Source organism: Gemmatimonadales bacterium, assembly GCA_035502185.1.
Lineage (GTDB): Bacteria > Gemmatimonadota > Gemmatimonadetes > Gemmatimonadales > JACORV01 > Fen-1245.
Genome location: DATJUT010000114.1, coordinates 16,967 through 31,066, shown reverse-complemented (window position 1 = coordinate 31,066; position 14,100 = coordinate 16,967). Strand labels below are relative to the sequence as shown.

Annotated in this window: 13 protein-coding genes; 7 read left to right on the top strand and 6 right to left on the bottom strand. The window is 72.5% G+C overall.

The window, feature by feature from the left end:
* The coding region (locus tag VMF70_16000; protein HTT69529.1) for a hypothetical protein at window positions 1-279 on the top strand (279 nt) is incomplete at its 5' end.
* Between the two features lie 88 nt (window positions 280-367).
* On the top strand, window positions 368-745 hold the full coding sequence (locus VMF70_15995; GenBank protein HTT69528.1) for a prepilin-type N-terminal cleavage/methylation domain-containing protein: 378 nt from the start codon (window positions 368-370) through the stop codon (window positions 743-745).
* A 71-nt stretch (window positions 746-816) separates the two neighbouring features.
* On the opposite strand, the gene bfr is transcribed toward VMF70_15995, so the two are convergent.
* Window positions 817-1,296 (bottom strand): bacterioferritin, encoded by a 480-nt coding sequence (gene bfr, locus VMF70_15990; protein HTT69527.1) that lies wholly within the window; start codon window positions 1,294-1,296, stop codon window positions 817-819.
* A gap of 148 nt (window positions 1,297-1,444) precedes the next feature.
* Here bfr and VMF70_15985 point away from each other — a divergent pair, with 148 nt between their 5' ends.
* The gene (locus VMF70_15985) at window positions 1,445-2,317 is read left to right on the top strand and encodes a hypothetical protein (protein ID HTT69526.1); all 873 of its coding nucleotides are present in this window, start codon (window positions 1,445-1,447) and stop codon (window positions 2,315-2,317) included.
* Window positions 2,318-2,377: 60 nt separating this feature from the next.
* On the opposite strand, the gene VMF70_15980 is transcribed toward VMF70_15985, so the two are convergent.
* Window positions 2,378-5,230 (bottom strand): family 78 glycoside hydrolase catalytic domain, encoded by a 2,853-nt coding sequence (locus VMF70_15980; GenBank protein HTT69525.1) that lies wholly within the window; start codon window positions 5,228-5,230, stop codon window positions 2,378-2,380.
* Window positions 5,231-5,640: 410 nt separating this feature from the next.
* Between VMF70_15980 and VMF70_15975 the strand changes: the two genes are divergently transcribed.
* Genes VMF70_15975 through VMF70_15965 form a run of 3 tightly spaced genes read left to right on the top strand, consistent with a single transcriptional unit; the run spans window position 5,641 to window position 7,417 of the window.
* Entirely contained in the window at window positions 5,641-6,663 is a 1,023-nt protein-coding gene (locus VMF70_15975; protein ID HTT69524.1) for a cysteine synthase family protein, read from the top strand.
* On the top strand, window positions 6,660-6,902 hold the full coding sequence (locus VMF70_15970) for a sulfurtransferase TusA family protein (GenBank protein ID HTT69523.1): 243 nt from the start codon (window positions 6,660-6,662) through the stop codon (window positions 6,900-6,902). The genes VMF70_15975 and VMF70_15970 overlap by 4 nt, the downstream gene beginning before the upstream one ends.
* Window positions 6,899-7,417, top strand: coding sequence for a DsrE/DsrF/DrsH-like family protein (locus tag VMF70_15965; protein ID HTT69522.1), 519 nt, complete (start codon window positions 6,899-6,901; stop codon window positions 7,415-7,417). Before VMF70_15970 ends, VMF70_15965 begins: the two co-directional genes overlap by 4 nt.
* 17 nt (window positions 7,418-7,434) lie before the next feature.
* Here the strand turns inward: VMF70_15965 and VMF70_15960 are convergent, their stop codons facing one another.
* Together VMF70_15960 and VMF70_15955 are read right to left on the bottom strand one after the other, a co-directional pair.
* Window positions 7,435-8,868, bottom strand: a complete 1,434-nt coding sequence (locus VMF70_15960) for an MATE family efflux transporter (GenBank protein HTT69521.1) — start codon at window positions 8,866-8,868, stop codon at window positions 7,435-7,437.
* Between the two features lie 11 nt (window positions 8,869-8,879).
* Entirely contained in the window at window positions 8,880-9,338 is a 459-nt protein-coding gene (locus VMF70_15955; GenBank protein ID HTT69520.1) for a nuclear transport factor 2 family protein, read from the bottom strand.
* 121 nt (window positions 9,339-9,459) lie between these two features.
* Here VMF70_15955 and VMF70_15950 point away from each other — a divergent pair, with 121 nt between their 5' ends.
* A complete protein-coding gene (locus VMF70_15950) occupies window positions 9,460-11,730 on the top strand; it encodes a protein kinase (GenBank protein HTT69519.1) in 2,271 nt (756 codons plus the stop codon).
* A 20-nt stretch (window positions 11,731-11,750) separates the two neighbouring features.
* Here the strand turns inward: VMF70_15950 and VMF70_15945 are convergent, their stop codons facing one another.
* Together VMF70_15945 and VMF70_15940 are read right to left on the bottom strand one after the other, a co-directional pair.
* On the bottom strand, window positions 11,751-12,176 hold the full coding sequence (locus VMF70_15945; protein HTT69518.1) for a hypothetical protein: 426 nt from the start codon (window positions 12,174-12,176) through the stop codon (window positions 11,751-11,753).
* 17 nt (window positions 12,177-12,193) lie between these two features.
* Entirely contained in the window at window positions 12,194-14,047 is a 1,854-nt protein-coding gene (locus VMF70_15940) for an ABC transporter ATP-binding protein (GenBank protein HTT69517.1), read from the bottom strand.
* Window positions 14,048-14,100: the final 53 nt, after the last annotated feature.

Below are 14,100 nucleotides of genomic sequence, written 5' to 3'. Positions count from 1 at the left end.
AAGGAGAAGGCCTACATCGCGGGCATGAAGGCCGACCTTCGGAACCTGGTCACGGCCCAGGAGGCGTACTTCGCCGACAACGTGACCTACGCGTCGGTGCTGTCGAACCTCAACTACAACGTCTCGGCCGGCAACACGGTGGCGATCTCCTCGGCCACCGGGACCGGCTGGGCAGCGACGTCGAAGAACAACGCCACCACCAAGACCTGCGGGATCTTCGTGGGGAGCGCGACGCCGCCGATCACGGGGCAGAATGAAGGCGCCCCGCAGTGCCAGTAGCCTGAGCAGCGATCGCGGGGGGCGGGCCGGACGGCTCGGTCCGCCCCCCCGATTTACCCGCTCGTGTAGGTATCCGGAGGCGGCGATCGTGAGAGGCGCCAGGGGTTTCACACTCATCGAGCTACTGATCGTGATCGTGATCATCGGCATCCTCGCCGCCATCGCGATCCCGAAGTACTCGAGCATCAAGCAGAAGGCCTACGTGACGAGCATGGTGTCCGACCTGAAGATCCTGGTCTCGGTCGAAGAGGCCTACTTCTCGGACTACGTCACGTACACCACCCAGACGAGCAACCTCAACTACATCGCGTCGCCCGGGAACACGATCACGGTCACCGCGGCGAACGGCTCGGGCTGGAGCGCCACGGCGTCGGCCACCACCACCAGCAAGACCTGCGGGATTTTCGTCGGCACGGCGACACCGCCGGCGGGTGTGAGCGTCGAAGGCTCCCCCACCTGCCAGTAGCGGCGATGCCCTGACGACGAACGGGCGGCGCGTGCGCCGCCCGTTCCGTTTTCGGCACCGCCGCCGCCCGATCAGCCCGCCGCGCCCTCCGTCTGGTTGGCCAGGTAGTTCTGCAGGCCCATCTGGCTGATCTGGTCCCGCTGCTCCTCGGCCCAATCCACGTGCCCTTCTTCCATCACCAGGATCTTGGTCAGCAGCTCGACGCTGCCCTGGTCGCCCACCTCCCGGGCGACCCGGATGCCTTCGTTGTACGCCTTCACCGCGCTCAGCTCGTCCACCTGGTCGTTGCCGATCATGTCCGGCACCGTCGCGCCGATCTTCATCGGGTTGAGCTTGGAGACCACCGGCGCGCCCTCCAGGAAGATGATCCGCTGGATGAGCCACTCGGCGTGGTGCATCTCGTCCATCGCCTGGCCCTCGATCGCCTTGTGCAGCTTCCCGTAGCCCCAGCTCTCGCACATCTCCGAGTGCACCATGTACTGGCTGATGGCGGTCAGCTCGTCGGCCAGGAGCTGGTTCAGGACCGTGAGCAGCTTCTCGTTGCCTTTCATGTCTCCCTCGCGTCGTTGATTCGGTACGTCGGGCGCGCCATCCGGCGCCAATCTACCGCGAGGCTTGCGCACACGCCGTGCCGTGCGCGACCTGCGCCCCGGGAATGACGACGACGCGCGTCGGGTTTGGCGCGATTAGCTTCGATCCATGCCCGCATCCGTGGCGCTCGCGACCTGCGCGGAGTACCCCGACCTCAGCGCCGACGACCGGCTGCTGCTGCCGGCGCTCGAGCGGCACGGGGCCACGGGGGTCGTGGTGCGATGGGACGACCCTGCGGCGCGGTGGCGCAACTTCGACGCCGTCGTGCTGCGGTCGTGCTGGGACTATCACCACCGCCTGCCGGAGTTCCTGCGCTGGTTCGAGGTGCTGGAGCGGGAGGGGGCCCGCGTCCTCAACCCGCTCCCGACCCTCCGCTGGAACGTCACCAAGTCCTACCTGCGCGAGCTGGCGGCCGCCGGCGTGGCGGTCGCGCCCACGGTGTGGGTGCAGATGGGCTCGACCGCGACGCTGCGGGAGCTGGCCGATGCGTTCGATGCCGAGGCGCTGGTCGTCAAGCCGAACGTGTCGTCCACCGCGTTCGAGACCTGGCGGTTCGATCGCGCTCGCGCGGCCGAGGGCGAGGAGCGGTTCGCCCGGCTGGTGCGCGAGCGCGACCTGATGGTCCAGCCGTTCCTGCCTGCGATCGAGACCGACGGCGAGCTGTCGCTCGTCTTCCTGGGCGGCGCCTTTTCGCACGCGGTGCGCAAGCGCCCGCGGCCCGGCGACTTCCGCGTCCAGGAGGAGCACGGCGGGACCGCCGAGCCGGCCGCCGTGAGCGCCCATCTGGTGCGGCAGGCGGCGCACGCGCTCGCCGTCGCGCCGGGCGATCCGCTCTACGCCCGCGTGGACGGCCTCGCGCCCGACGGCGAGCTCGTGGTGACCGAGCTGGAGCTGGTCGAGCCGATGCTGTACTTCGGCCTGGACGCGGCGGCGGTGGACCGGCTGGCCGCCGAGCTGATTCGGCGGCTCGGCGGGGGCTGAGCGGAGGTCGGTCCGCTCAGCGCGCGGCCCGCCGCCCCCCGACCCTGCGGACCCGGCCCTTCAGGGCAGCGGCGGGGCCACGACGAACCGATACGTCCCGGCCCCGACGGCGTAGACCGCGCTGCCGTCCGGCGCGGCCTCGAGCCGCGCGCCGGGCGCCGCCGCGACGGACGCCGGCGCGGCCCGGAGAACGACCCGGGCGGAGGCGTTGGGCGGAACCAGGATGGTCACCTCGACCGCCCCGTCGCGCCGCCGCCGCCACGCGCTCGCGACCGTCCCGCGCACCGAATGGTAGCTGGCCTGCACCGAGTCCAGCCCCGGGGCCCACCGCGGTCGGATCGCGACGGAACTCCAGCCGATCGAGCCGGAGTCCTGGTCGATGCCCGCCAGGTACCGGTAGAGCCACTCGCCCACTGCTCCGAACGCATAGTGGCTGTACGAGTTCATGCCCGGATCGCCGTGGTCGCCGTTCCACCGCTCCCATATCGTGGTCGCGCCGTGCTCCACCTCGTAGAGCCACGACGGGAAGGAGGTCTGCCGCAGCAGCCGGAATGCCACGCTGTCCCGGCCGGCGTCCGACAGCACCGGCAGCACGTAGGCACTCCCCAGGAAGCCTGTGGTCAGATGCCAGCCGTGCGCCGCGATGTCGTCCACCAGGTGGACGGCGGCCGCCGCGCGCAGGGAATCGGGCACCAGGCCGAAGTGGAGGGCCAGCACGTAGCCCGTCTGCGTGTACGTGGTGCGCACGCTGTCCGGGTTCACGAACGGCGCGCCGGCGCGGCCGTCCGGCTGCACGTAGGCGGAGTCGAAGGCGGCGCGGATGCGCGCAGCGAGCCGCCCGTAGGCCGCGGCCGCCGAGTCCTTCCCCAGCGCGCCGGCCATCTGCGCCATCAGCTGCGCGTCGTGCGCCCAGAACGCCGTGGCAATGAGGTCGGTGTTCGTCTCACCCCACGACCTCGTGCTCCCGGCCGGCAGCCAGTCGCCGAACTGCACCTGCTTGCCCTTGCGCCACAGGAAATCGGGATTGGAGTCGCCGATGAAGGCGAGATACCGCTGCATCGCATCCCAGTTCTCGGCGACCACCCGGACGTCCCCGTAGTGGCGCCACAGCGTCCAGGGGATGATCACGCCGGCGTCGGCCCAGCCCGGGGCGCCGCAGCTGAGCACGCCGAGGAAGCTCGGAGCGAAGTTCGGGAAGCAGCCGGCGGCCGTCTGGCCGTCGCGCACGTCGGCGAGCCATTTCTCGCCGAATGCCGCCATGTCCATGTTGTAGCTCGCGGTGCGCCAGAATACCTGCGCGTCGCCCATCCACCCCATGCGCTCGTCCCGCTGCGGGCAGTCGGTCGGCACACTGTAGAGGTTCGCGCGCTGGGTCCAGACGATGTTCTCCCACAGGCGGTTCAGCGAGGGATCCGAGGTCCGGAGCCGGCCGGTCTCGGGCAGCGCGGTGCCCGCCACGATCCCCGTGACGGCCCCCGGCCCGGGCACGCCGGGGAACCCGGTCACCTCCACGTACCGGAACCCGTGGTAGGTGAAGTGCGGCTCGAAGCGCTCCGTGCTCCCACCGCGCACGACGTACGTGTCGGTCGCCTTGGCACTGCGCAGGTTGATCTGCGAGACGTTCCTGCCGTCCGGATCGAGGATCTCGGCGAACCGCATCCGCACCTGCGCGCCCCGCGGCCCGCGCACCACCAGTCGCGCCCAGCCGGCGACGTTCTGGCCGAGGTCGAAGACCCAGGTCCCCGGGGCGGGAGACCACCGGCGCCGCGGGCGGATCTCCGCCAGCCGCGCGACGGGCGGCAGGTTCTGGGACTGGAGCGTCGCCCGCGGCGCGGCCACGGCGACGACCGCATGCCAGCGGCGATCGTCGAAGCCGGGACGATCCCAGCCCGGCTGCTCGAGCCGGGCGTCGTACGCTTCGCCGTCGTAGATCTCGGAAACCAGGACCGGACTCGGCGCGGCTCGCCACGCCGTGTCCGACGGGATCACTTCTTCCCGGCCGTCCGCGTAGGTCAGGACCAGCTCGAGCCGCAGCCGCACCGGGGCGGGCCCGTACGCGTACCGTGCCGATGAAAACCCCATCCGGCTGGCGAACCAGCCGGCACCGAGCAGCGCCCCGACCACGTTCCGGCCGCGCCGCACCAGCGGCGTGACGTCGTACGCCTGGTACGTCAGGCGATACCGGTAGTCCGTCCAGTCGGGCTGCAGCACGCCGCGGCCCACGCTCCTGCCGTTGACCGCGAGACGATAGCTGCCCAGTGCCGTGGCGTAGATCCGCGCGCGCACCGGCGCACCGTGCACGGCGAACGCGCGGCGCAGGAGGGGCACCGTGCCGGAGTCGGCGGCAGGCCCGTCGGCGCCGATCCTCGCCACGGTGTCGAGCGGCGCGCTCGACGCGGCGATCCAGGTGGCGCGCCACCCCTCGGCCATCTTGCCCGTCTCCCACCACGAGAACGGCGCGCACGGGACGGCGCGGCCCTCGCGGTCGCGCAGGCAGACGGTCCAGTAGTACCGGTGCCGCCACGCAAGCGGGGGACCGGCGTAGGTGACGTCCACCGACGAGTCGGCGACGACGATCCCGCCGTCCCAGACGTCGGCCTTCCCCGGTGCGAGCAGCTCCGGCGCGGTGGCCACGAGCAACCGGTAGGCGGTCTGCCGAGCGCCCCGGCGGGGGTCCGCCATCTGCCAGGAGAAGCGAGGCCGGGCGGCGTCGATTCCGAGCGGCGTCTGGAGGTGCTCGACTCTCAACGCCACCGCGCGAGCGGCGCTCACCCGCGCGACGAGGGGTTCCTTCGCGCCGCCCGCACGAGCGCGCGCCGCGCCCGAGGCCACCGCGCGAGCGGGCGAGGGAGCAGACTGGCGTGGGCGACCGTCACCGAGCAACGCGACGACCAGCGGCAGGAGAATGAACATGCGACCTCGGCGTGGGGTGGCCTGTTCAAGCTACCCCGCGCCGGTCCCGCGCACGATCTGGTCGATCCGCCTCGGCCGGTGCCGGGCCACGGGTCGCTTCCGCTCGTCGGCTGGGCCCGTCCGGCAGGCCCCTTGGAACTCCGACACGATTGATCGTATAATACTGATGGAGCCTGGACCCACGTCTGGAGACCCGATGCGTCGTTCGCCGAGCTGCTTCGAGGCCTGCCTGTGTACCTGCCGCCGCCCACGCGTGGGCCGGGGAGCCATTGGCATGAGCACCTGAGCGGCGCTCAGCATGACCGGTTTCAGCCACACTGCTCTCGACCCGCGCGGAAGAAACGATGCGGGTCGTTTTGTTTTCCGCGGCGCCGCGCCGGGCCGCGGGGCAACCGAGAGGGGGAGGACACATGGGAGTCGCCACCATCGTCGCGGAGCGGAAGGCCGCGCGCGGCGGGCGGAACGGCAAGCGGCTCACGACCGATCCGCGCCGGCGTCGCTACGGCGACGTGCGCGAGCTGATCGCCAGCCCGCGCAACCCGACGCCGCTGGTGCACCTCAACCGCGTGGCCGCCGGTCTGGACGCGTACCTCAAGCTCGAGTGGATGAACCCGTTCGGCTCGATCAAGGACCGGACGGCGCGCTACCTGCTCGAGGGGATGCGGGAGCGCGGCGCGCTCGAGGGGCGGGAGCTGGTGGAGGCCACCTCGGGCAACACGGGGATCGCCCTCGCCGCCCTGGCGGCTCTCGAGGGCATCCCGCTCACGGTCACGATCCCCTCGGGGGTGCCGCAGGAGAAGCTGGTGCTGCTCAGGATGCTGGGCGCCACGGTCATGGCGACGCCGGACGATCTGTGCCCGGTGGACAATCCGCGCGACGGGGCGATCGCGCTGGCCCGCGCGATCGCCGACAGCCCCGCCCACCGCGGTCGCTACGCGATGCCGAACCAGTACGCCAATCCCGACAACGTCCGCGCGCACTACGAGACCACCGGTCCCGAGATCTGGGAGCAGACCGAGGGCAAGGTGCGGACGTTCGTCGCGGGCTACGGAACCTGCGGCACCATCACGGGCGTCGGGCGGTTCCTCAAGGAGCGGGACCGCGGCATCCGCGTCGTCGCGGTGGAGCCGCAGCGCGGCCATCGGCTGCCGGGCCTCAAGAACCTGGAGGAGGCGAAGGCGCCGGAGATCCTCGATCGCTCGGTGATCGACGACGTCGTCCGGGTGGACGACGGGCCGGCGTATGCGATGACGCTGCGCCTGTTCCGCGAGGAGGGCCTGATCGTGGGGCCCTCGACCGGCGCGATCACGCACGCCATCGCGGGCCTCGACCCCGCGACCGCCGGCCTGGTCGTGGGGATCTCGCCCGACTCCGGGCACAAGTACGCCTCGTTCTACGCCTCGCTGGTCGAGCCGGAAGGAGCCGCGTCGTGATCGACTTCACGTGGGACGCCGAGCTGGACTGCACGGGCCTGCTGTGCCCGCTGCCCGTGTACCGGACGGCCCAGGCCATCGCGCGCCTCGAGGCAGGCCAGGTGCTGCGCGTCGAATGCACCGACCCGGGCTCGCTGGCCGATTTCCCCGCGTTCGCCCGGCAGCGGGGCCACGCCCTGCTGGCGGCGCAGGACCAGGGCGGGCGCCAGGTGTTCTACATCCGCAAGGAGGCCGCATGACGGCAACGATGCAGGCGCCGGCCCCGGCCGGCCGCGACGAGCCCCGCGCCCGCCTCCGCCGCCTCGCGCTGGTGGCATCGAAGGGCACCCTCGACGGCGCGTACCCGCCGCTGATCCTCGCCGCCACTGCGGCGAGCCTCGGCTGGGAGGTGGGCATCTTCTTCACCTTCTACGGGCTCGACATCGTCCACCGGAAGCGCCACCGCACGCTCAAGGTCGCGCCGCTCGGGAACCCCGCGATGCCGGTCCCGGTGCCGAGCCTGCTCGGCGCGCTGCCCGGGATGACCGCGGCGGCGACCGCGATGATGAAGGGCTGGATGCGGCGGGCCCGGCTCCCGGACGTGGCGCAGTTCCTCGCCATGGCGCGCGAGAGCGGGACGAAGCTGTTCGCCTGCTCGACGACGATGGGCGTGATGGGGGTGAAGGCGTCGGACCTGCTGCCCGGCGTGGACATCGCCGGCGCCACCGCGTTCCTCGACTTCGCCGCCGACGCCGACGTGTCCCTGTTCGTGTAGGAGGCGCCGCCGCCCGCCTACACGGCGCGGGTCTTCCAGCGCCCGCGGCGGAACAGCAGCGAGCTGGACAGGGCCAGGGTCGAGAACGCGACGGCGATGGCCACGAAGACGCCGTGGGGCCCGAACGCCGGCAGGCGCGACAGGGCCCACGCGAGCGGCACTTCCAGCAGCCAGAAGCAGACCAGGTTCAGCACGGTCGGCGTCCAGGTGTCGCCGGCGCCGTTGAAGGCGTTGGACACGACCATCCCGTACGCGTAGAAGACGAATCCCGCGCTCACGATCCGCAGGCACCCGACGCCCCAGGGGGCGATCGCCGCGTCGCGGGTGAAGATCGCGATGATCGGCCCCGCGAGCACCACGAACAGCACGCCGAGCGCCCCCAGCACCCACATGTTGTACCAGGCCGCCATCCACACCGCCCGCTCGGCGCGTTCCGGCTTCTTCGCGCCGAGGTTCTGGCCGACCATCGTCGCCGCCGCGTTGCTGAGGCCCCACGAGGGCAGCAGCGCGAACACGATCACCCGGATGCCGATCGTGTACCCGGCGAGCACGGTGCTGCCGAACAGCGCCAGGACGCGGATCAGCGCCAGCCAGCTCGCCGTCCCGATGAGGATCTGGAGGATGCCGGAGCCGGAGAGCCGGACCAGGGAGGCGAGCTGGCGGACGTCGGGAAAGAAGTCGCCGGCGCGGATGGCGATCCGCCCCCGCCGCCGCGCGAGCTGCCGCACCTGGTACAGCACGCCGATGCTGCGGCCGATGGTGGTTCCCACGGCGGCGCCGGTGACGCCGAGGCGCGGGAACGGGCCGACGCCGAAGATGAACAGCGGGCCGAGCACCATGTTGCAGCCGCTGGCGAGCCACAGGGACCGCATCGCGATGGACGCGTCGCCGGCGCCGCGGAACACCGCGTTGATGAGGAACAGCAGCAGCACCGCCGCATTCCCGCCCAGCAGCACCCGCGTGTAGCCGGATCCCACGCTGCGCACGCCGGCCGACGCGCCCAGCACCTTGAGCAGGTCGGGTGCCAGCGTCAGTCCGATCAGGGAGATGGGGAGCGACACCAGCACGCCGAGCAGGATGGCCTGGCCGCCCGCGTGCGAGGCGCGCGACGGGTCGTGCTCGCCGACGCGCCGCGCGACCACGGCGGCCGCGCCGATCCCGAGGCCGATGGCGACCGCGTAGATCAGCGACATCATCGACTCGGTGAGCCCCACCGTGGCGATGGCGTCGGCCCCGAGGTGGGCGACGAAGAAGATGTCCACCACCGCGAACAGCGACTCGAGCAGGGTCTCGAGCACCATCGGCACGGCGAGCAGCACCAGGGCGCGCGCGATCGGGCCCTCGGTGTAGTCCTGGCGGGTGCCGCGCAGCGCCAGGCGCACGAGGTCGAGCGGCCGCTCCGTGGCGGGCCGCTCGCCGGGGGCCTCCTCCGCGGGAGGCGCCTCGGGCACGGCGGATCGGCTCAACTGGAGTGGTCGTGCACGATGAACCAGCGGCCGCCCGCGCGGCGCATCACCAGCGACGTGGGGCCGCGGGCGACGACCGAGTCGCCGCGCTGCAGCACGTAGTAGGCGATCGCGTTGAACGCGCCCGGACCGAGCGGGTCCACCGTGAGATCCTGGAAGTACAGGGAGTCGCGGGGCGCACCCGGGGCGAAGCGCGGCGCGTAGTGCGCGCGGATCTCGGCGCGGCCGTGCAGCAGCCGGTCCTGCGTCACGAACGTGGCGTCGGGCGCGTAGTCGGAGACGAACGCGTCGAGGTCGCCGTGCGTCCACGCGGCGGCGCCGTGGGCGAGCAGCGCGAGCACCGCCTGCCGCGCGGACTCGAGGGTCGGCGCCGGCTGCGCCCCGGGCCGGACGCACCCCGCCCCCGCCACGAGTGCCACCGTCGCCATCACGCGAGCGAACCGGCTGCCGGTCATCGGGTCGTCCTTTCGGAGGAAATCACGGAGTCCGCCGGCGGCGCGGCGGCGCTTCGTGCGCCGCGCGCCCGGCCTCAAGTCTAGCGATGCCAGGCGCCTTGCGGCATCTTGCGTGCCCATAATGACCGAGGTGGAGGACCGTCTCGCCGCGGCGCTGGCCGGCCGCTACCGCTTCGAGCGCGAGCTCGGCAGCGGCGGCATGGCGACGGTGTTCCTCGCCGAGGACCTCAAGCACCACCGCTACATCGCCCTCAAGACCCTGCGCAGCGACGTTGCCGAGTCGATGGAAGCGGACCAGTTCCTGCTCGAGATCGAGATCGCCGCCGCGCTGACCCATCCGCACATCCTGCCGCTGTACGACTCGGGCGAGGCGGACGGCCTGGTGTACTACGTTATGCCGTACGTCGAGGGGCCCTCGCTGCGGCAGCGGCTCCAGGCCGAGCCGCGGCTGCCCTTAGCCGAGGCGCTGCGGATCGCGCGGCAGGTGGTGGGGGCGCTCGACTACGCGCACCGCCGCGGGCTGGTGCACCGGGACATCAAGCCCGAGAACATCATGCTCTACGAGGACGCCGCCCTCGTGACCGACTTCGGGATCGCGCTCGCGCTGCGCTCGGCCCGCGCCGGCACGCCCAGCGCGGACGGCACCGTGGTCGGGACGCCCCTGTACATGAGTCCCGAGCAGGCGATGGGCGACCCGGTGGACCTGCGGAGCGACCTGTATTCCGCCGGCTGCGTGCTGTACGAGATGCTCGCCGGAGCGCCGCCGTTCGGCGGCGAGACGACGATGGAGATCACCGCGCAGAAGCTGGTGGATCCGGTGCCGCCGCTGCGGGCCGGCCGGCCCGAGGTGCCGGCGGAGATCGAGGCGGCGCTGGCGCGCGCGCTCGCCTCCCGGGCCGACGAGCGGTTCGCGACCGCGGCCGAGATGGCGGCGGCGCTCGAGCCGCCGGCGCGGGTCTCGACGGGCCGGCGGCGCCGCACCGGTGGTGGCGCGCCCGCCGCGGCGCCGTCGCCTTCCATCGCCGTCCTGCCGTTCGCCAACCCGGGCGCGGATCCGGACGCCGAGATCTTCAGCGACGGCATCGCCGAGGAGCTGACCAACGCCCTCTCGAGGCTCGACGGCCTGCGGGTCGTGGCGCGCGCGTCCGCCTTCGCGTTCAAGGGACGGCAGGAGGACGCGCGCGGGATCGGGCAGCAGCTCGGCGTCGGCGCCGTGCTCGAGGGGAGCGTGCGGCGCTCGGGCAACCGGGTGCGGGTGACGGCCGAGCTGGTGAACGTCGCCGACGGCTACCGGCTGTGGGCGGACCGGTACGACCGCACGGTGGACGACGTGTTCGCCATTCAGGACGAGATCGCCAGCGCGATCGCCGACGTGCTCGAGGCCAAGCTGCTCGGCGCTCCCAAGGCCTACGCCCAGGAGCCGGCGCGCAAGGGCGACCCGAAGGCGTTCGAGCACTACCTCCGCGGCCGGCACCTGTGGAACCAGCGCACGACCGCCGCCCTGGAGCAGAGCGTGGCGGAGTTCGACCGCGCGCTGGCGATCGATCCCGCCCACGCGCCCGCGCAGGCCGCGATCGCCGATTCGTACGTCATCCTCGGCGTGTACAGCCACCGGCCGCCCGACGAGGTGATGCCCAAGGCCCGGGCGGCGGCCGAGCAGGCGCTGGCCATCGATTCGTCGCTCGCCGAGGCGCATACGTCCCTGGCGTGCGTGCGGGCGCTGTACGAGTGGGACTGGGCGGCCGCCGACGCCCTGTTCCGCCGCGCCATCGCCTACAACCCGCAGTACGCCACCGCCCACCAGTGGTACGCGATGAACTGCCTGGTGCCGACCGGCCGGTTCCAGGAGGCGCAGACGGAGCTGGACCGCGCCCTCGCGCTCGACCCGCTGTCGCTCGCCGTGCACATCAGCGTGGGCCTGCGCCACTTCTACGCGCGTGACCTCGCCGCCGCCGCGGCGGAGCTGGAGAAGACGCTCCGGCTCAACGCGGAGTTCGGCGCGGCCTACTACTTCCTCGGCCACGCGTACATCGCGATGGGCCGCTTCGACGAAGCGGTCGCGCCGCTGGAGCGCGCGGTGCGGCTCCAGGGGGGAAGCGCGGAGACGATGGCCGCCCAGGCGACCGCGCACGCGTTCGCCTACCAGCGGCCGCAGGCGGAGGCGCTGCTGGCCGATCTCGAGCGGCGCGCGCACGAGACGTACGTGTCGCCGGCACTCCTGGCGCAGGTCCAGCTCGCGCTCGGCGACCAGGCCGCCGCGCTCGACCGCCTCGAGGAGGCCGCCGCGCGCCGCGCCGCCGACGTGGTGTGGCTGAAGGTCCACCCGATCTACGACGCGGTGCGCGGCCACCCGCGCTTCCGCGCACTGCTGGGGACGACGAAGCTGGGGTGAGGCGGGGTCTGGGCCTGGCCTCACCGCCTCGCCAGCAGCCAGACGAGCACCGCGAGGCCCACCGCCACCACCAGGAGCACCCGCACCACGTTCCCCCGCGCGTCCCCGGCGTCGATCGCCGGCGGCGGGGCCGGCATCGCGCCGCCGGCGGCCGCGGCGGCCGATCCGGGATCCGCGGCGCGGCCCGCCATCGCCCGCTCGTACAGCGCGCGCGCGTCGGGGGGCATCGCGTCCACCGAGTCGTAGTCCTTGCCGTTGATCCGGATGCGGCGGCGCACCGTGCTGTTGATCCTGACGCCGGCCCCGGCGCCGAGCGCGGACTCGAGCCTGGCGCGGTCGTCGTCCCCGAGCGCACCGAGGACGGCCTGGTACTTGGCGCGCACCTCGGGCGGCATCGCCTCGAGGCTGTCGTAGGTCTGGCCGTTGAACACGATCCTGGTGCTCATGGCTTCCCGCCCCCTTCCTACAGCCGGCCGGGCGCGACCGGCGTCCGCGGCGGCGGCGCGGGAGCCTCGGGCTCCGGCGTGAAGTCCTCGCCGGGGTTCACGAACCGGTCGGTCTCGAGCGCGTACTGCTTGTCGTGGAGCTGGCGGTAGCGGCCGCCGGCCGCGAGCAGCGCCGGGTGCGTCCCGCGCTCCACGATCTCGCCCGCCTCGATGACCAGGATCTGGTCCGCGCTGCGGATGGTCGAGAGCCGGTGGGCGATGACGAACGTGGTGCGCCCGTGCCGCAGCCGGCGCAGCCCGTCCTGGATCAGCGCCTCGCTCTCGCTGTCCAGGCTGGAGGTGGCCTCGTCGAGGATCAGGATCCGGGGATCGGCGAGGATGGCGCGCGCGATGGCCACGCGCTGGCGCTGGCCGCCCGAGAGCTTGACCCCCCGCTCTCCCACCACGGTGTCGTAGCCGTCCTTGAACTTGTCCACGAACTCGTCGCAGTGGGCGATCCGCGCCACCCGCAGGATCTCGTCGCGGGTGGCGTGCGGCTTCGAGAAGCCGACGTTCTCGGCGATCGTGCCGTCGAACAGGAAGTTGTCCTGGAGCACCACGCCCAGGTGGGCCCGGTAGTCGCGGAGGCGCAGCGTCGCGAGGTCGCGCCCGTCCACCAGCACGCGGCCCGCCGCCGGCCGCGCGAACGCCATCACCAGGCCGATCAGGGTGCTCTTCCCCGAGCCGCTCGAGCCCACCAGCGCAGTGGTGGAGCCGGCCGGCGCGCGGAACGACACGCCCCGCAGGACCGGCACGCCCGGGTCGTAGGCGAACGCGACGTCCTCGAAGGCGATCTCGCCCTTCAGGTCGTCGCCGAGCGGGAGCCGCTCCAGGTCGCCCGCGTCCTCCGTCACCGCCCGGCGTAGATCGCGGATCCGGTCCAGGCCGGCGAACGCCTCGCTCACCTGGGTGCCGATGGAGGCGATCTGCACCAGCGGCGCCGCCACGAGGCCGATGAAGAACACGTACATCACGAAGCCGCCCAGCGACATCCGCCCGTCCAGGATGGCCCGCCCGCCCACCAGGATCATCAGCACGCCGATGCCGCCGGTGATGACGATGGTCGCCGCGCCGAGCGCGGAGGTGCCCGTGATCGTCTTCGCGATGTTGCGGAACAGGCGGTGCACGCCGCGGGTGAACACCAGCTGCTCCCCGCGCTCGGCCACGTACGACTTGACCACCCGGATCCCGCCCAGCGACTCGCCGAGCCGGCCGGTCACCTCGGCGTTGATCTGGCCGCGCTCGCGGAAGATGGGCCGCAGCCGGCTGAAGGCCAGCGCCATCATCCCGCCGAACACGGCCAGGATGAGGATGGTGATCGCCGTGAGGCGCCAGTTGAGGTAGAACAGCACGCCCAGCGCCAGCGCGGCCGTCACGGTGCCGCCCACCAGCTGCACCAGGCCGGTGCCGACCAGGTTCCGGATGCCCTCCGCGTCGGTCATGATGCGGGAGATCAGGACGCCGCTCTTGGTCGAGTCGAAGAAGCGCACCGGCAGGCGCATCACGTGCGCCTCCACGTCGCGCCGCATCTCGGTGATGGCGCGCTGGGCGGTGACGCCGAGGAGCTGCGAGAGGGTGAACGAGGTCGCCGCCTGGAGCAGCGCGGCGCCGGCGACGGCGAGCGCCAGCGGCACGAGGAGCCGCGGCTGGTGCTTCCCGATCACGTCGTCGATGAGGAACTTCGAGGTGGTCGGCAGCACCAGGCCGGCCAGGCGGTTCACCAGCATCACGGCCAGCCCCACCGCGAGATAGCGGCGGTGGCGCCACACGATGCGGCGCGCTTCCTGCCACGCCGACTGCCAGTCGACCCGCTTTCTGTCGGTCCCCGCCACCGGCCCGTCCCGAGCGCGAAGCGGCGAAGTCTAACCGCTTCGCGCCCCGGGAT